The 16,839-nt window shown below is 72.3% G+C and carries 13 protein-coding genes and 1 riboswitch; of the genes, 4 read left to right on the top strand and 9 right to left on the bottom strand.

The genetic code is table 11. The features are described 5' to 3' along the window. Positions 1-11: 11 nt before the first annotated feature. Together WJM95_RS28395 and WJM95_RS28390 are read right to left on the bottom strand one after the other, a co-directional pair. Complete coding sequence (locus tag WJM95_RS28395) at positions 12-2,162, bottom strand: ATP-binding protein (protein ID WP_339132805.1); 2,151 nt, start codon at positions 2,160-2,162, stop codon at positions 12-14. A 345-nt stretch (positions 2,163-2,507) separates the two neighbouring features. Further along, complete coding sequence (locus WJM95_RS28390) at positions 2,508-3,728, bottom strand: MBL fold metallo-hydrolase (RefSeq protein WP_339132803.1); 1,221 nt, start codon at positions 3,726-3,728, stop codon at positions 2,508-2,510. 554 nt (positions 3,729-4,282) lie between these two features. Here WJM95_RS28390 and WJM95_RS28385 point away from each other — a divergent pair. The 3 genes from WJM95_RS28385 (at position 4,283) to WJM95_RS28375 (ending at position 7,790) form a co-directional block, all read left to right on the top strand. After that, complete coding sequence (locus WJM95_RS28385; RefSeq protein WP_339132801.1) at positions 4,283-5,902, top strand: 5-guanidino-2-oxopentanoate decarboxylase; 1,620 nt, start codon at positions 4,283-4,285, stop codon at positions 5,900-5,902. Then, the gene (locus WJM95_RS28380; RefSeq protein ID WP_339132799.1) at positions 5,899-7,080 is read left to right on the top strand and encodes a Glu/Leu/Phe/Val dehydrogenase dimerization domain-containing protein; all 1,182 of its coding nucleotides are present in this window, start codon (positions 5,899-5,901) and stop codon (positions 7,078-7,080) included. The genes WJM95_RS28385 and WJM95_RS28380 overlap by 4 nt, the downstream gene beginning before the upstream one ends. Positions 7,081-7,169: 89 nt before the next feature. Next, positions 7,170-7,790, top strand: a complete 621-nt coding sequence (locus WJM95_RS28375) for a TetR family transcriptional regulator C-terminal domain-containing protein (protein WP_339132797.1) — start codon at positions 7,170-7,172, stop codon at positions 7,788-7,790. 170 nt (positions 7,791-7,960) lie between these two features. On the opposite strand, the gene WJM95_RS28370 is transcribed toward WJM95_RS28375, so the two are convergent. Continuing rightward, complete coding sequence (locus tag WJM95_RS28370; RefSeq protein WP_339132795.1) at positions 7,961-8,746, bottom strand: SGNH/GDSL hydrolase family protein; 786 nt, start codon at positions 8,744-8,746, stop codon at positions 7,961-7,963. A gap of 279 nt (positions 8,747-9,025) precedes the next feature. After that, on the bottom strand, positions 9,026-9,916 hold the full coding sequence (locus WJM95_RS28365; RefSeq protein ID WP_339132793.1) for a LysM peptidoglycan-binding domain-containing M23 family metallopeptidase: 891 nt from the start codon (positions 9,914-9,916) through the stop codon (positions 9,026-9,028). A gap of 4 nt (positions 9,917-9,920) precedes the next feature. Continuing rightward, a riboswitch (cyclic di-AMP (ydaO/yuaA leader) is annotated at positions 9,921-10,078 on the bottom strand. Positions 10,079-10,592: 514 nt separating this feature from the next. On the opposite strand from WJM95_RS28365, the gene WJM95_RS28360 reads away from it, so the two are divergent. Next, the gene (locus WJM95_RS28360) at positions 10,593-11,390 is read left to right on the top strand and encodes a tyrosine-protein phosphatase (protein WP_339132791.1); all 798 of its coding nucleotides are present in this window, start codon (positions 10,593-10,595) and stop codon (positions 11,388-11,390) included. Positions 11,391-11,411: 21 nt separating this feature from the next. Here WJM95_RS28360 and WJM95_RS28355 read toward each other — a convergent pair whose 3' ends face one another. The 5 genes from WJM95_RS28355 to ispG all read right to left on the bottom strand — a co-directional run bounded on the left by WJM95_RS28355 (position 11,412) and on the right by ispG (position 16,838). After that, the gene (locus tag WJM95_RS28355; RefSeq protein WP_245173175.1) at positions 11,412-11,558 is read right to left on the bottom strand and encodes a DUF6126 family protein; all 147 of its coding nucleotides are present in this window, start codon (positions 11,556-11,558) and stop codon (positions 11,412-11,414) included. After that, a complete protein-coding gene (locus WJM95_RS28350) occupies positions 11,555-12,193 on the bottom strand; it encodes an XRE family transcriptional regulator (protein ID WP_339132787.1) in 639 nt (212 codons plus the stop codon). The genes WJM95_RS28355 and WJM95_RS28350 overlap by 4 nt, the downstream gene beginning before the upstream one ends. A gap of 110 nt (positions 12,194-12,303) precedes the next feature. Continuing rightward, on the bottom strand, positions 12,304-13,704 hold the full coding sequence (locus WJM95_RS28345; protein WP_339132785.1) for an aspartate aminotransferase family protein: 1,401 nt from the start codon (positions 13,702-13,704) through the stop codon (positions 12,304-12,306). Beyond that, positions 13,701-15,653, bottom strand: a complete 1,953-nt coding sequence (gene dxs / locus WJM95_RS28340; RefSeq protein WP_339132783.1) for a 1-deoxy-D-xylulose-5-phosphate synthase — start codon at positions 15,651-15,653, stop codon at positions 13,701-13,703. The genes WJM95_RS28345 and dxs overlap by 4 nt, the downstream gene beginning before the upstream one ends. Positions 15,654-15,680: 27 nt before the next feature. After that, a complete protein-coding gene (gene ispG / locus WJM95_RS28335) occupies positions 15,681-16,838 on the bottom strand; it encodes a flavodoxin-dependent (E)-4-hydroxy-3-methylbut-2-enyl-diphosphate synthase (RefSeq protein ID WP_339132781.1) in 1,158 nt (385 codons plus the stop codon). Position 16,839: the final 1 nt, after the last annotated feature.

Genomic DNA, 16,839 nt, shown 5'->3' with positions numbered 1-16,839 from the left:
TACGGGGGTCGTCATCCGGCCGGTGCGCTCCCGTCGTGCCGGGTGCCGCTGTCGTGGCCGGAGGAGAGGCCGGGGGCTGCGTGCGGTGCCTGTGCGTGCGTGGCGCGCGAGAGGTCCGGATGAGCCACCTGGGTGCTGTCCTCCGGGGGGACGCCGAGGGGCGCGTCCGGCCCTGCGTCCGGGAGGAGTACGTCCAGGGGGTCGCCGGTGTCGGCGGAGGTGTCCGTGGGCGGCTCGCGGCGGGCCGGGACCGTGCCGTCCCCCGGCCGTTCCTCCAGGCGCGTCCGGTCCGGGAACGACGCGGGTGCGGTCGCCCCCTCCGCGGGCGACGGGCCCCGGGACGGCTCGGGGAGCTCCCGGCCCGGCGGTTCCGTCTGGGCGGCCTCCGCGAGCCCGATCCCGCGCTGGAACGCCGCCATGAGCGCCGGGTCGTGCACGACGGGGTGGTCCGGGGCCGGGCGGGGCGCCTGTCCTTCGCGCAGCTGCGGAACGATGTGCTCCTGGGCGCGCCGCTTGGGCAGGTTGGGCTTGCCCATCGTGCCGCGCACGACACCGGTGCGCGGTGTGGGCGGCATGGCCGCGTTCTCGGCGGCGGCGAGCCGGTCCTCCGGGCGGATGCCGGGGACGGCCTCGGCGGGGTTGGGCCGTGCGTCGCGGGCGCCGCGCACCGGGAGCGGGTTGGCGGCGCGTGCCCCGGCCGGTCCTTCGGCGCCCCCAGGAGACGTCCGTTCCGCTCGCGCGGGCTCGTACGCCGGCTCGCGCGGCGACTGACGTGGCACCACCGGGGCCGCACGGCGTCCGCCGCCGGGCAGGACCGGGACCTGTGTGGGCGACGGGTGCGCGGGCCCGGGGCCGAGGGCCGGACGGTGCCCTGCGTTCGTCCCGTTGCCCGTGCCGTTCACGGGCGCCTGCATCTGCGCCTGGCCCACGCCCTGGTCCGCGTCCCCGGCGTCCGGCGTCGCCCCCAACAGGCCCTGCGGGACGACGAGTACGGCCTGGACACCGCCGTAGATGTTGCTCTGGAGCCGTACGTGGATGCCGTGTCTGCGGGCGAGCTGCGAGACGACGAACAGACCGATGCGCCCGTCCTGGAGCAGTCCGGCGACGTTGACCTGGTCGGGGTCGGCGAGCAGGGCGTTCATCCTGTCCTGTTCGCCCGCCTGCATGCCGAGGCCGCGGTCCTCCACCTCGATGGCAAGACCCGAGGTGACGTGGTCGACGCGGAGCAGCACCTGGGTGTGCGGGGCGGAGAACAGGGTGGCGTTCTCGACGAGTTCGGCGAGCAGGTGGATGACGTCGGCGACGGCGTGCCCGCGCAGGGTGCCGTCGATCGGGGGCACCAGCTTGACCCGTGAGTACTGCTCGACCTCGGCGATCGCGGAGCGCAGGACCTCGGTCATGGAGACGGGGTTGCTCCACTGGCGGCGCGAGACGGCGCCGCCGAGCACGGCGAGGTTCTCGGCGTGGCGGCGGATGCGGGTGGCCAGGTGGTCGACGTGGAAGAGGCCCTTGAGGAGGTCCGGGTCCTCGATCTCGTTCTCCAGCTCGTCCAGGAGGGAGATCTCGCGGTGCACGAGGGACTGGAGGCGCCGGGCCAGATTGACGAAGACCTCGACCTTCTGGTCGCTGCCCGCCCGGCTGGAGAGGCGCGAGGCCTGCACGACGGCCGTGACGGCGCCGTCATGGGCGCGGGAGAGGTCGGCGGCGAGCAGTTCGAAGTCGTCGGCGTCCGCCGGCGGGCGGCGGCGCTTCTTGCGCGCGGGCGGGTCCTCGCCGCGGCTCAGCCCCTCGACGACGGCACGCAGGTCGGTCTCGGTCCTGGCGCTCGCCCGGCGCAGGGCCGCCATCCGTTCGCGTACGGAGGTGGCGGCGCGGTTCGCGGCCACGGCGGCGATCAGGATGCCGGCCAGGGCCACGCCCACGGCTCCGGCGAGGACGGCCCACAGGACGGGGCCGGGCCGGGCTCCGGTGGAGCGGACGGTGAACAGGACGGCGGCGCACGCGCTGAGGGCCACGGCGGTCGGCGGCAGGACCGCGAGGCGCAGGAGCTGGGGCCGCAGGTGCGTCTCGTGCGGCGCGACGGTGGCGCGGGCGGCCGGGCGGCCGTGCCGCCCGCCCTCACGGCGGTCTGCGCGTGCGGCCGGTGCGCGGAGGTGAGACATCGGCGTCCTCGTACTGGATGCGTCGGGGGCGTGGAGCTCCCGCGGTTCCGCGACTCGGGCGTCGCCGTCGCGGTGCCGGTCGAGAGAGCCGAAAAAAACGGCCCTGCGTCGCCCGTCGGCAACTGACAGTAGTCGCCAACGCATCATGTGCGGTGGGCTGTTGACAAACTCCCCCAGGTGACGTCCCGCTCTGGTATGAGCCGTCGTACGGCTGACCGATAAGCCCGTCGGACGCGTGTTCGCACCGCGCTCCGGAGCCGATCAGAGCTGGTCGGAAGCGGTCGCAAGCAAACAGCGGGGGCCGGGGAGCGTCGCGCTCCCCGGCCCCCGCCGTCGGTCGGTGAATCAGCCCGCGGGCACCGTTTCGGGCTCTCCGGTGCCCTCCGTCGAGCCGTCGGCGATGTCACCCGGCGTGTTCTCCGTGACGGCCTCCTCGACGGCCGGCCAGCCGCCCTCGGGCGTGCGCGCCACACCCCGCCACCACGGCTCGCCGGGGACGGTCTCGGCCGTGGGCTCGAAGGGCTCACCGGGGCGGGGCAGCGCGACCCTCGCCCCCACTGCGCGGGCGGCTGCCAGCGTGCCCTCGCCCGGGTCGGCCCAGGCGTGGGTGGAGAGGTTGAACGTCCCCCAGTGGATCGGCAGCATCACTCCGGAGGGCTGCCCGCCCTGGAGGTCCAGGTGGGAGCGCATCCCCTCCTGGGGCGTCATGTGGATGTCGGGCCAGAAGTCGCTGTAGGCCCCGATCTGGATCATCGTGGCGTCGAACGGGCCGTGGGCGGCGCCGATGTCCTTGAAGCCCTGGAAGTAGCCGGTGTCGCCGCTGTGGTAGATCCGGTGCGCGTCGCCCTCGGCGACCCAGGACGCCCAGAGGGTGTGCTGGGTGTTGCGCAGGCCACGGCCACAGAAGTGGCGCGCCGGTGTCGCGGTCAGGGTGATCCCGCCGACCTTGGCCGACTCGTTCCAGTCCAGCTCGCGGATCCGCTCGGCGGCGATGCCCCAGTGCTCCAGGTGGGCTCCGACGCCCAGCGGCACGGCGAACACGGTGTCCGTGCCGCCCAGCGCCTTGATCGTGGGCATGTCCAGGTGGTCGTAGTGGTCGTGCGAGATCACCACGACGTCGACCGGGCCGAGCGCGGCGAGCGGCAGGGGAACCGGGTGGAGCCGCTTGGGGCCGGCGAACGCGAACGGCGAACAGCGCTCGCCCCAGACCGGGTCGAACAGGACCCGGTGACCGTCGATCTCGGCGAGGACGCTGGAGTGCCCCATCCAGGTGAGCCGCAGCCCGGTCGCGGCGGGCCTGGCCAGGTCGGCGAGGGTCGTCGCGTGCACCGGGACGGTCCCGGCCGGGGAGCGGTGGGCGCGCTCCTCGCTGCGGAAGTAGACCTTCGCGAACTCGACCATCGAGCCGTCCGGGCGGGTGCGGGCGGTCTCCGGGTTCTGGAAGACCCCGTCCGCGAAATTCGGCGAATTGCGGATGCGGCGCAGGCGCGCACCAGCCGGATCCGCGCCGAAGGCGGCGGGCCGCAGCGCGCGGAGCCCGGAGCTCAGGGTACGGAAACCGGTCACGGATACCTCCAGATGGAGTCGGTCAGGCTTTCATTATGGTCGTCGCCTCTGACAGCGCCGGGTCACCCCGGTCACAACGCGATGCCCGTGGCCCTGGGTCCGTACGTGCTCAACCCCGTCGAGCCCCCGCTTCTTCCGCTTCGGGGAGGCGATTCCGGGCGCCGTCGCGCCCCCGACCCGTCGGCGGCCCGTTTCCGGACCCGCCGTGCCGGGCGCCGGACCGCCGATGCCGGGCGCCGGACCGCCGGTGCCGGGTCGGTACAGGCCCGGCCCTACGAAGCCGCCCCGACCCCCGCCCCCGGGTCACCCGGCGCCTCGAACGACGCGAGCCTCCCGCGCGTTGACACGACCCGGCGCCTGTTCCGATACTGACTCATGGTTCAGTAGTCCGTACGCGTTCCACCGGTCCGACCGCCGTCGGCGCCCGCACCGTGACCCGCCGCCCGCACTTGGCCCTTCCCCCTTGGAGACACCGTGTCCGACCTCCCCGCCGCCCCGGCCACGGCCGCGGGTGCCTCGCCCGGCCGGCGCCCCGCCGCCACGCGGAGCCTGTGATGGGCGAGAGGCTCACCGGCGGCGAGGCCGTCGTCCGCGCGCTGTCCGGACACGCGGTGACCCGGGCCTTCGGCATCCCCGGGACGCACAACCTGGAGATCTACCGCCACCTGTCCTCGTACGGGATACGGCACGTCCTGACCCGCCACGAACAGGGCGCCGGATACGCCGCCGACGGCTACGCGCGCGTGACCGGGCGTCCCGGTGTCGTGATCACCACGACCGGACCCGCCCTGCTGAACGCGGCGGCGGCCGTCGGCCAGGCCTACTCGGACAGCGTGCCGCTGCTCGTGGTCTCCCCCGGCATGCCCCTGCGCCATCCACGGCTGGCCACCGGTCTGCTGCACGAGACCCGCAGCCAGACGGAGGCCCTGCGGGGTGTGGCCGCCTTCAGCCACCGCGTGTCCTCGGTCGCCGAGATCGACGCGGCGGTGGCCCGCGCCTTCACCCTCTTCCGCACCGGCCGGCCGCGGCCCGCGCACATCGAGATCCCCCTCGACCTGCTGGAGTGCGCCGAGGAGACCGGTCCCGTCCGCGTCGCCCCCGCCGTCGCTCCCGCCGCACCCGCCCCTGAGGCCCTGGAGCGGGCCGCCGAGGCCCTGCGCGAGGCCCGCCGTCCGGCCCTCGTCCTGGGCGGCGGAGCGCGCGGCGCGGCCGTCCCCGCGCTGGCCCTCGCCGAGGCGCTGGGCGCCCCCGTCGTCACCACGGCCAACGGCAAGGGGATCGTCCCCGAGACCCATCCGCTGGCCCTCGGCGTGTCACTCCACAGTCCCTCGGTCCGCGACTGGCTCACGGAACGGGACGCCGTGCTCGCCGTCGGCACCGAGCTCGCCGAGTCCGACTTCTGGTCCGCGCCGCCCGCCCTCGACGGCACCCTGATCCGCGCGGACCTCGACCCCGACCAGATGTACGCGGGCCTCACCGCGGACATCCCCGTCGTCGGCGACGCCCGGCTCACCCTGACGGCCCTGCTCGCCGCCGTCGGGGAGTCCGGCGGCGGCGGCCCGCACGCGCGCGTGCCCGGCGAGGAGCCCCTCCTGCGGGCGAAGGCGCTGCGGGCCGCGCGCAACGCCGAGACCGCCGAACGCGACGCACGCTGGATCCCGTACCTGCGGGCCGTCCGTTCGGTCCTGCCCGAGGACGCCGTGATCACCTCGGACAGCGCCCAGTGCTGCTACTACGGAGCCCTCCCCCACCTCGCGCTCGGGCCCGCCGGCCGCTATCTTCACCCGACCGGCTACGGCACGCTCGGCTACGCTCTGCCCGCGGCGATCGGAGCCAAGGCGGCGTGCCCCGGCCGTGAGGTCGTGGCGCTCAGCGGGGACGGCGGTCTCCAGTTCACCGTGCAGGAACTGGCGACCGCGGTACAGCTGGGCCTCCCCCTGCCCGTCGTGGTGTTCGACAACGGCGGCTACGGAGAGATCCGCGACGAGATGGCCGCCCGGGGCGACACGCCCACGGCCGTCGACCTCGCTCCCGTCGACCTGCCCGCCCTGGCCCGCGCCTACGGAGGACACGGCACGCGCGCGTACGGCCCGGACGAGCTGAGCGCCGCGCTCGCCGAGGCCCTGCGCACCCCCGGCCCCACCCTGATCGCCGTCCCCGAGGAGACCCGATGACCGCCGCCCCCCTGATGACGCTCACCTGGACGGACCATGTCACCGGCCGTCCGGGGTTCCTCGTCGTCGACCGGCTCGTACGGGGCGTGTCCAGCGGCGGCCTGCGGATGCGGCCCGGCTGCACGCTGGAGGAGGTCGCCGGCCTCGCCCGCGGCATGACCATGAAAGAGGCGCTGCACTACAACCCCGAGAGCCGGTACATCCCGCTGGGCGGCGCCAAGGGCGGCATCGACTGCGACCCCCAGGACCCGGCGGCGTACGGCCTGCTGGTGCGCTATCTCCGCGCGATGCGCCCCTACATCGAGTCCTTCTGGACCACCGGCGAGGACCTCGGGCTCAGCCAGGACCTGGTCGATCGGGCCGCCGCCGAGGCCGGCCTCGTCTCGTCCATCCAGGCCGTCTACCCGCTGCTCGACGACGAGGCGGCGGCCCGCAAGCGGCTCGCGGACGCCTTCGCCGTCGAGGTGGACGGCATCGGCCTCGACGAACTGGTCGGCGGCTGCGGGGTCGCCGAGTCGGTGCTCGCCGCGCTGGACCGGGCCGGAACCCCGTACGCGGGAACGCGGGTGGCCGTGCAGGGGCTCGGCACCATGGGCGGGGCCACCGCGCGGTTCCTCGCGCGCGCGGGCCTGAGGATCGTGGCCGTCGCCGACGTCAAGGGGACCATCGCCAACCCGGACGGCCTCGACGTCGACGCCCTGCTCGCGGGCCGGGACGCGTACGGGACGGTCGACCGCGGGGTGCTGCGCGCGGCGGACCGTGAACTCCCCGGTGACGCCTGGCTGTCCGCCGACGCGGAGGTGCTGGTGCCCGCCGCCGTCTCGTACGCGATCGACACCGCGAACCAGCACGGGATCAAGGCCCGCTGGATCGTGGAGGCCGCCAACATGCCCGTCGTGGCGGACGCGGAACGCCTGCTGGCGGCGCGCGGGATCACCGTCCTGCCGGACGTCGTCGTCAACTCCGGTACGAACGCCTGGTGGTGGTGGACCCTGTTCGGGGACATCGGCGCCGACGCGGACGAGGCGTTCGCGTACACCCGGCGCTCCATGCGCGCCCTGATCGACCGGACGCTCGCGCGCGCCCAGGCCGACGGCACGACCCCGCGGGCCGCCGCCCACGCCATCGTCACCGACCGGCTGCCCGTCATCGTCGAACGGTTCGGCTGGTACCGCTGAGGCCCGGGACGGGGGGCTCCCGGCCGGGCGCCGGGACCGTGTCAACTCCTGTCGGGGCCTCCGGCGTGGGGGCTGTGTAGGGTTGCCGCGTGGCGAGAGTTCGGTTGAGCGTGGCGGAGCGGCGCGAGGAGTTGCTGCGGGCCGCCGTCGAACAGATCGAGGCGCGGGGCGTGGCGGCGGTACGCATCGCCGACGTGGCCTCGGCCCTGGGCGTGAGCAACGCGCTGGTGCTGTACCACTTCTCGACCAAGGAGAAGCTGGTCGCCGCCGCGTTCACCCATGCCGCCGAGGACGACCTCGCCCGTCTGCGCAAGCTGCTCGGCCGCCGTACGACGGCACTGCGACGCCTGCGGGCCGCCGTGCGGTGGTACGCCCCGACCGGGCAGGCCAAGGGCTGGCGCCTGTGGATCGAGGGCTGGGCCGTCGCCCTGCGCGAGCCCGCGCTGCGCGAGGTCACCCGGGATCTCGACCGTCAGTGGAAGGCCGCGATGACCGAGGTGATCGCGGAGGGCGTGGCCGCCGGCGAGTTCCGCTGCCCGGACCCCGCGAGCGCGGCCCTCAGACTCACCGCGCTGCTGGACGGTCTCGCGGTCCAGATGACGGCTTACTCCGGCGGGGTCTCACGGGCACGGACCCAGGAATGGGTGGACGAGGCCCTGGCCCGCGAACTGGGCCTGGAACGATCGGCGTTGATGGCGGCGGTGCGCTAGCCGCGCAGTCCGCGGAACCGCCCCGGGCCGGTGCGCGACCCCGGGGCCGGTGTCCGACCCGGGGCCGCTGTCCTGCCCGGGTCCCGCCAAGCGTCACTCCCCCTTGAGGGGTCACCCCCGTCGGTGCCCGTTCCGGGCGGGCCGGGTTCTCCCGCCCGGAAGGACCGGGTTCAGGCCACCGACTCGATGCGCAGCTTGATGTCGTCCGGTGAGAGCGGCCCCTTGGCCGACACGTGGTCGCCCGAGGACTCACCGCGCAGTCGCCGTCCGATCCACGGGACCAGGTACTCGCGGGCCCACTGGATGTTGTCGCGGCGCACCTCCAGCGTGCCGCGCGGCGGGAGGGGCGGCCAGGGCTGGTCCGGGTCGGCCGGGACCTCGAGACCGAGGACCTGTCCGGCGCGGAGGGCCACCCGGGTGTGCCCCTCGGGAGAGAGGTGCAGCCGGTCGCCGTCCCACGCCCTGCGGTCCTGGATCGTCTTCAGGGACCAGAGGTCGAGAACGGGACAGCCGTAGCGGTCCGCGATGGCCCGCACATGTCCGTTGTACGTGGCGATCTTGCCGCGCAGATGCTTGAGCACGGGGACACCACGGGTGTCGAAGCCGGTGGTCACCATCACGGTGCCCACGGCGGAGGTGAGGTCGGCGACCGCGCGCTCGAAGCGCTCCGCGACCTCGTCGGGGTCGGTGCCGGGGCGGAGGATGTCATTGCCGCCGGCGCAGAACGAGACCAGGTCCGGGCCGAGTTCCCTGGCCTGCTGGAGCTGGGTCTCGACGATCTGGTCGAGCAGTTTGCCGCGCACCGCGAGATTGGTGTAGTCGAAATCGCCTTCGGGCCTGCGGTCCGCGAGAAGTACCGCGAACCGGTCCGCCCATCCGACGAACGCCCCGTCGGGCCCAGGGTCGCCGACGCCCTCGGTGAAGCTGTCCCCCACCGCCACGTACGACCCGATCACTGATCTGTTGTCATCCTTCGAATCGTCTGCCACATCGAGCATGATTCACCTTTCGATGTGAGCTACGCGACCGTAGGGAAGGGTTGACGGACGGTGAGATAAGCCACTCGCCAAGCATTGGTCAACTCCGGAATAAGGCCCACATCAGGGATGTTCAAGCAGCGATCACCAAGATGCCCCGCAAACCGGCGCCGTGGAACACACCGGAGGCCGGACCCAGGGGATCTGGGGTCCGGCCTCCGGAGTCGGTCCTGCCGTCAGGAGCAGGAAGTGGGGGCGTCAGCCCACGGCGACACCGTGCGAGCGCAGGTACGCCACCGGGTCGACGTCGGAGCCGTAGTCGGGCGTGGTGCGGATCTCGAAGTGCAGGTGCGGTCCGGTCACGTTGCCGGTCGCGCCGGAGAGACCGATCTGCTGGCCCTCCGTCACGGTCTGTCCCGCGGAGACGGACAGCGACGACATGTGGGCGTACTGGGAGTACTTGCCGTCGGCGTGCTGGATGACGACCTGGTTGCCGTAGGCGCCGCCCCAGCCGGCGGAGACGACGGTGCCCGCGGCGACGGACTTGATGGTGGTGCCGGTCGGGACCACGAAGTCCACGCCGGTGTGGTAGCCGCTGGACCACATGCTGCCCGCGACCTTGTAGCCGGTGCCGATGGTGCTGCTGTCGACCGGCAGGGTGTAGCCGGCGGAGTCACCGGTGGACGCGGTGGTGGTCGCGGCCGTGTCGGCGGCGGGGGTGGCCTGGGACTTCGCCGGAGCCGTCGCCGTGGTGGCCGTGTGCGTGGCCGTGTGTGTGGCGGCGGCCCTGTGGCCGAGCGACAGCTTCAGACCGGGGTGGATCAGCGACGGGTCGCCGCCGATGGCGGACCGGTTGTCGGCGTAGATCTTCTTCCAGCCGCCGGTGACGTTCTGCTCGTCGGCGATCTTCGAGAGGTAGTCGCCGGACTTCACCGCGTACGTCTTCGCCGTGGCCGTGGCGGCCTTCTCGGCGGGGGCGGCGGTCGCGGCCTTCTCGACGTGCTGCGCGACGGTGGCCTGGGTCGCGGCGTGGGCTCCCGTGGCTCCCATCAGAGGCAGCGCGAGTGCGGCGCCGCCGGTTCCGGCCGCGGCGATCGTGCGGGTGAAACGCAGGGACTTGGGACGGCGGTGCTTACCCTTCGCGGGCATGGCGATTTCCTCTCCGGCGCCTGCGGGGTGAGCTGTCGGGTGCGGGCTGGAGATGCCCGGCCGCGCTGCTGCGCGGCTGTACCCCTAGCCTGTTCCGGGAACCGGATCAGGCACGGAACCTGTGGGTCCCCCGCTCCTGCCGTGTACGGGTGAGTGTGCGGAATTCCGGGCGGCGGCAGGATTGGGCGTCCGTCCGGATTGAGGCAGAACGTAAGCGACATGAGAGCGCGTCGACAACTAAGTCCGGTTTCTGTGCGCTCGTCTTTCTTGATCCATGCGGAATTCACCGTCACCCTCCGTCGAATGACGATCTTCCGGACATCTCAACCCGCCCGGAAACGCGGGCGCGTTGAGAAAAGGGGACGGCAACGCATCGTCACGAATATGACGCTCCTCACGCGACTCGCCCCAGTGCGCCCTATTCCAGGGCCAGTTGTCACGAAGGTTCTTATTCGGACAGAACGGTCAGATGCACCGTGCGCGGATATCCAGCACATTCGGCCCCCTCTCCGGAAAGGAAGAACCGAAACTCCATTGATTCGAACATGCGCGCGAATAAATAACTCATTGCCTGAGGAACCCATGTCGTATCGTCGAGAGCGCGAACAGGTACAACTGCCGACGAGCGACGCCGAGTCCAGCCCGGTGACGCCGGAGGCCGAACAGGAGGAGCCCCGTGACGCAGCAGATCCCGTCGACCGAGCCCGAGCTCGGCGGAGTGCGCAACTTCCGCGACGTGGGCGGACTGCCCACCGTGGACGGCCGGCGCGTGCGCCACGGTCATCTGTTCCGCAGCGGCCACCTCGCGCACGCTACGGAGGAGGACGCCGCGTTCCTCTCCTCCCTGGGACTGCACACGATCTTCGACTTCCGCAACGCGGCCGACCAGAAGCTGGAGGGCCCGGACGTCGAACTGCCGGGCGTGCGGAACGTGAACCTCCCGCTGAGCGACCCGGCGGACGGCAGTGAGTTCTGGAAGATGGTCCGCGACGGCGACATCGAGCAGCTGCGCGGGCTCCTGGGCGAGGGCAGGGCCGCGAACCGGATGATCGGCTCGTACCGCGCGATCATCAGGGAGCGCACGGCGGAGCACTCCCAGGTGCTGCACGCGCTGGCCGACGACAGCGTGCCCGCGCTGATGCACTGCGCGGCGGGCAAGGACCGCGCCGGACTGTCGATCGCGGTCACCCTGCTGGCCCTCGGCGTGGAGCGCGAGGCGATCGTGGCCGACTACCTGGAGTCGAACGCCACGCACCGCCGGTACAAGGTGCACCGCACCAATTCCTCGGCGGGCGCCTACTCCCCCGAGGTGATGGAACTGCTCAGCCCGCTGTTCGACGCGCGCGCCGAGTACCTGACAGCGGCGTTCGAGACGATCGAGGAGACCTGGGGCGGCGTCGAGGCCTACCTGGAGCAGGGACTGGGGCTCACGCCCGAGCTGCGGGAGCGGCTGCGCGCGCGGCTCCTGGACTGAGCCGCGCGCCGGGCCCGGCTGCTACTGGTTCTGCGCGCCGAGCGTGAAGAGCAGGTAGATGAAGGCCGCGAACAGGTGGCCGACGGCGACGTAGATGATCAGCCGCACCCACAGGGCGCGCGGGAACCTGTCCTCCATGGACCGGCGGGGTTCCGTGGGTTCGGTCATGACGTCTCTCCCGGGGTGGGGTGGCCCGCCGCCGCGCCCAGGCACAGCGCGGCGACGGGGCTCTGGAGCAGGGTGTGTACGAAGAGGAGCTCGGCGCCGTCGCGCTCGGCGGCGGCGATGCGGTGCGGGGTCAGCGAGTCGAAGTGGGCGCTGTCTCCCGGAGCCAGGACGTGCGCGGTGTCCCCGAGCCGCAGACTGAGCCGCCCCTGGAGGACGTACAGCCACTCCTCGCCCGGGTGGACGCGCACGATGTCGCCCTGCGAGCCGTACGGGACGTGCACGCGCAGCGCCTGCATGCCGCGGCCCGCGGAGCCCGCCTGCCAGTAGGTCCAGCCGCCGGCGGGGGCGGGCTCCATGTCGGCGGCCCGTACGACCGCGTCACGTTCGGGGACCGCCTCGCCCAGCAGCTCGGAGACCGTCGTACCGTAGACACGTGCGAGCGTGAGCAGCATCGGCAGCGAGGGCTGGCGCTGCCCGGTCTCCAGCCGGGAGAGATGGGCGGGCGAGAGGCCGGCGGCGCGGGCCGCGGCCTCCAGCGTGAGCGAGACGCCGCGGCGCAGGGCGCGCAGCCGGGGCGCCACGGCGTACAGCTCGGCGGACGGCTCGTCGGCCGCCCCTGGATCGGCAGGGCTCATGGGACCATTGAGCCAAATAATTACCTCAGGGGCAATTTTCTTGCCTGAGAGGCAAAAGAGCCCGGCCGTTCCCATCGGCCGCCGTGGCGGCCCGCGGGAACGGCCGGGTCTCAGCGGTTGGCCACGGCCTGCTTGACCAGCGTCTTCCCGAAGTCCCACATCAGCCCGCCACCGCTGTGCGCGTCCTCCATCACGGCGGTGAAGGCCTCCACGAACCGGTCGACGTCCTTCTCGTCGATCACCAGCGGCGGGATCAGCTTGATCACCTCCAGGTGGTCGCCGGAGACCTGGGTGAGGATGCGGTGCCGCTGGAGCAGCGGCACGACGACCATCTGCGCGAACAGGCCCTTGCGCGCGGCCTGGAGCATGGTCCAGCGGCTGCGCAGCTTGAGGGAGGCCGGCCGGCCGAACTCGATGCCGATCATCAGCCCCCGCCCGCGCACCTCGCTGAGCAGCTCGTACCGGTCGACCAGGGCCGCCAGCCGGGACTTCAGCAGCTCTCCGGTGATCCGCGCGTTGGCGACGATCTGCTCGTTCTCCATCACGGAGAGCACCGCGAGACCCGCCGCCATGGCCTGCGCGTTGGAGCCGAAGCTGGCCGAGTGCACGAGGACCCGGTCCATGGAGGAGTAGACCTTCTTGAAGATCCAGTCCTTTCCGAGGGTCGCGCCCACCGGCACATAGCCGCCGGAGAGCGCCTTGGCCACGCACACCAGGTCCGGTTCGACACCCTCCTCGTGCTGGTAGGCGTAGAAGTCCCCGGTCCGGCCGAGGCCGGTCTGCACCTCGTCCGCGATGAGCAGGGCCTTGTGCCGGTGCAGCAGTTCCTGGGCGGCGCGGAGATACCCGGGCGGGGACTCGTGGACGCCCTTGCCCTGGATCGGCTCCACGATCAGAGCGGCGACGTCGCCCTTCCTCAGCTCCCTCGCCAGGGCGTCGAGATCGCCGAGCGGGACGGCCGTGTCGGGCAGCAGCGGGGCGAAGCCGTCGCGGAAGCCGTCCTCGCCGTTGACCGAGAGGGAGCCCGTGGTCAGCCCGTGGAAGGCGTGCGAGCAGTACAGGATCCTCGGCCTGCCGGTGGCGTACCGGGCGAACTTCAGCGCGGTCTCGACGGCCTCCGTGCCGCTGTTGCCGAAGAACACCCGGTCCAGGTGCGGGCTGTGGGTGAGCAGCCGCTCCGCGAGGAGGCCGGGAAGGGGCTGGCAGTCGAAGCGGGTGAGGTCGGCGAGCGAGGCGTCGAGGACGTCGTGGAGCGCCTGCCGGACCACGGGGTGGTGGCGGCCGAGTCCCATCACCCCGAAGCCGGCGAGCATGTCGAGGTAGTCGTCGCCGTCGGCGTCCCAGAAGTGCGCGCCCTCGGCCCGCTCGTAGACCTTGTCGAAGCCGATGGTGTGCAGCATGCGCGGGAGCTGGTGGTTCAGGTACTTCGTGTGCAGTTCGTAGCGCTCGGCGCCGCGCTCGGCGAGGAGCGCGCCGAGGTCGAACTCGCCCTTCCGGGCCGGGTCGGTCATTCCTCGTTCTCCTTGGACGGCTCGTCCTCGGCCGGCCGGTCGGCGGCCAGGGTCAGCTCGGGTAGGGCCTTGGCCCGCTCGTCCCTGACGGCCAGCCCGGCGCTGATCCGACCGGCGATCTCCACGGGCGTGAGCCCGATGTCGGCGAGCACCTCGGACCGCTTGGCGTGCGCGAGGAACTGCTCGGGGATGCCGAACCGCCGTACGGGTACGTCGACTTCGGCGTCCCCGAGGGCCAGTGCCACGGCCGCTCCCACACCCGAGGCCCTGCTGTTGTCCTCGACCACGGCGACGAGCCGGTGGCCGGCGGCGAGGCGGGGCAGCTCCGGGTCGACGGGCTTGACCCAGCGCGGGTCGACGACGGTGCAGGAGATGCCGCGGGACTCCAGCAGGTCGGCGGTCTGGAGGCAGACCGGGGCCATCACGCCGACCGCGACGAGCAGGACCTCGGGGTGCTCGCCGCGGTGCAGGACGTCGAGGCCGCCCAGGCGGTCCACCGCCGGGACGACCGGACCGACGGACTCCTTGGGGAAGCGGATCAGGGTCGGCGCGTCGTCCACGGCGACCGCCTCGCGCAGCTGGGCCTTGAGCTGGTCGGCGTCGCGGGGCGCGGCGATCCTGAGGCCGGGCACGACCTGGAGGATCGACATGTCCCACATGCCGTTGTGCGAGGCTCCGTCGACCCCGGTGACCCCGGCCCGGTCGAGGACGAAGGTCACTCCGCAGCGGTGCAGGGCCACGTCCATGAGCAGCTGGTCGAAGGCCCGGTTGAGGAAGGTCGCGTACACGGCGACGACGGGATGCAGGCCGCCGGTGGCGAGTCCGGCCGCGGACACCGTGGCGTGCTGCTCGGCGATGCCGACGTCCCACACCCGGTCGGGGAACCGCTCGGCGAACTTCCCGAGCCCGACCGGATGCAGCATGGCCGCCGTGATCGCCACGACGTCCGCGCGCTCCTCGCCGATCCTGACGATCTCGTCGCCGAACACCGAGGTCCAGGAAGGACCGTTGGACGGCGCGAGGGGTTCGCAGGTGAGCGGGTCCATCACCCCGACGGTGTGGAAGTGGTCCTCCTCGTGCGCGATCGCCGGTTCGTAGCCGCGTCCCTTCTCCGTCAGACAGTGGATGAGGACGGGCCCGTGGAAGCGTTTCGCGCGGCGCAGCGCGGACTCCACGGCTCTCACGTCGTGGCCGTCGATCGGGCCGACGTACTTGAGCCCGAGGTCCTCGAACATGCCCTGGGGCGCGAAGGCGTCCTTGAAGCCCTTCTTGGCGCCGTGCAGCGACTCGTAGATGGTGTTGCCGACGAGGGGGGTGCGCAGCAGGACCTTCTTGCCCCAGGCGAGGACCTGCTCGTAGCTGTCGGTGGTCCGCAGGGTGGCGAGGTGGTTGGCGAGCCCTCCGATGGTGGGGGCGTACGAGCGTTCGTTGTCGTTGACGACGATGATCAGGGGGCGGTCCTTGGCCGCGGCGATGTTGTTGAGCGCCTCCCACGCCATGCCGCCGGTGAGCGCGCCGTCGCCGATGACCGCGACGACATGGCCCGTCCCGCCCTGCACCTGCCGGGCCTTGGCGAGCCCGTCCGCCCAGCCGAGCGCCGTGGAGGCGTGGCTGTTCTCGATGACGTCGTGCTCGGACTCCTCGCGGGAGGGATAGCCGGACAGGCCGCCCTTGCCCCGCAGCTTGGAGAAGTCCTGACGCCCGGTCAGCAATTTGTGCACATAGCTCTGGTGGCCGGTGTCCCACAGGATGCGGTCGACCGGAGACTCGAAGACCCGGTGGAGGGCGATGGACAACTCCACCACTCCCAGATTGGGTCCGAGGTGACCGCCGGTCCTGGCGACCGCGTGCACCAGGAACTCCCTCACCTCTTCGGCCAGTTCACCGATTTCCGCCTCGGACAGCGCCTTCAGGTCGCGTGGTCCCCGGATGTTCTCCAGAATCGTCACGTCGGGCCCCCTCTCGGTCCGTGCTGATCAGCTCACGGTGACGGCCGGTTCCCCGGACGCGACGCCGTCGTTCTCCATCTGCTGGGCGATCTTCATCGCCTCGTCGATGAGGGTCTCGACGATCTTCGACTCGGGGACGGTCTTGATGACCTCGCCCTTGACGAAGATCTGGCCCTTGCCGTTGCCGGAGGCGACCCCCAGGTCCGCCTCGCGGGCCTCACCGGGACCGTTGACGACACAGCCCATGACCGCGACGCGCAACGGGACCTCCATGCCCTCCAGACCTGCGGTGACCTCGTCGGCCAGCTTGTAGACGTCGACCTGGGCGCGGCCGCAGGACGGGCAGGAGACGATCTCCAGGCGCCGCTGCCGCAGTCCGAGCGACTCCAGGATCTGGATGCCGACCTTGCACTCCTCCGCGGGCGGCGCGCTCAGTGAGACCCGGATGGTGTCGCCGATGCCCTCGGAGAGCAGCGCGCCGAAGGCCACGGCCGACTTGATGGTGCCCTGGAACGCGGGGCCGGCCTCGGTGACGCCGAGGTGCAGCGGGTAGTCGCAGGCCGCGGCGAGCTGGCGGTAGGCGCTGACCATGACGACGGGGTCGTTGTGCTTGACCGAGATCTTGATGTCCCGGAAGTCGTGCTCCTCGAAGAGGGATGCCTCCCACAGCGCGGACTCGACCAGCGCCTCGGGCGTGGCCCTGCCGTACTTCTCCAGCAGTCGCCGGTCGAGCGAGCCCGCGTTGACGCCGATGCGGATCGGGATCCCGGCGTCCTTCGCGGCCCGCGCGATCTCCTTCACCTTGTCGTCGAACTGCTTGATGTTGCCGGGGTTCACCCGCACCGCGGCACAGCCCGCGTCGATCGCGGCGAACACGTACTTCGGCTGGAAGTGGATGTCCGCGATGACGGGGATCTGCGACTTCTTGGCGATGGTCGCGAGCGCGTCCGCGTCGTCCTGGGTGGGACAGGCCACCCGCACGATCTGGCAGCCGGACGCGGTCAGCTCCGCGATCTGCTGAAGCGTGGCGCCGACGTCCGACGTCCGGGTCGTGGTCATCGACTGGACGGACACGGGAGCCCCGCCGCCGACCGCCACCGGCCCGACCTGGATCCGCCGCGAGACACGGCGCTCCGCGATCGGCCGGACCGGTACCTCGGGGAGGCCCAGGGAAACGGCGGTCATG

Source organism: Streptomyces sp. f51 (assembly GCF_037940415.1).
GTDB lineage: Bacteria > Actinomycetota > Actinomycetes > Streptomycetales > Streptomycetaceae > Streptomyces.
Note: the sequence above shows the minus strand (reverse complement) of the source record. Positions and strands in the feature narration are given on the sequence as shown.

Bases quoted from the DNA above. Each gene is read 5' to 3' on its own strand.
- WJM95_RS28395 (WP_339132805.1), bottom strand. From the start codon at position 2,162: ATGTCTCACCTCCGCGCACCGGCCGCACGCGCAGACCGCCGTGAGGGC.
- WJM95_RS28385 (WP_339132801.1), top strand. From the start codon at position 4,283: ATGGGCGAGAGGCTCACCGGCGGCGAGGCCGTCGTCCGCGCGCTGTCC.
- WJM95_RS28380 (WP_339132799.1), top strand. From the start codon at position 5,899: ATGACCGCCGCCCCCCTGATGACGCTCACCTGGACGGACCATGTCACC.
- WJM95_RS28365 (WP_339132793.1), bottom strand. From the start codon at position 9,916: ATGCCCGCGAAGGGTAAGCACCGCCGTCCCAAGTCCCTGCGTTTCACC.
- WJM95_RS28355 (WP_245173175.1), bottom strand. From the start codon at position 11,558: ATGACCGAACCCACGGAACCCCGCCGGTCCATGGAGGACAGGTTCCCG.
- WJM95_RS28350 (WP_339132787.1), bottom strand. From the start codon at position 12,193: ATGAGCCCTGCCGATCCAGGGGCGGCCGACGAGCCGTCCGCCGAGCTG.
- WJM95_RS28345 (WP_339132785.1), bottom strand. From the start codon at position 13,704: ATGACCGACCCGGCCCGGAAGGGCGAGTTCGACCTCGGCGCGCTCCTC.
- ispG (WP_339132781.1), bottom strand. From the start codon at position 16,838: ATGACCGCCGTTTCCCTGGGCCTCCCCGAGGTACCGGTCCGGCCGATC.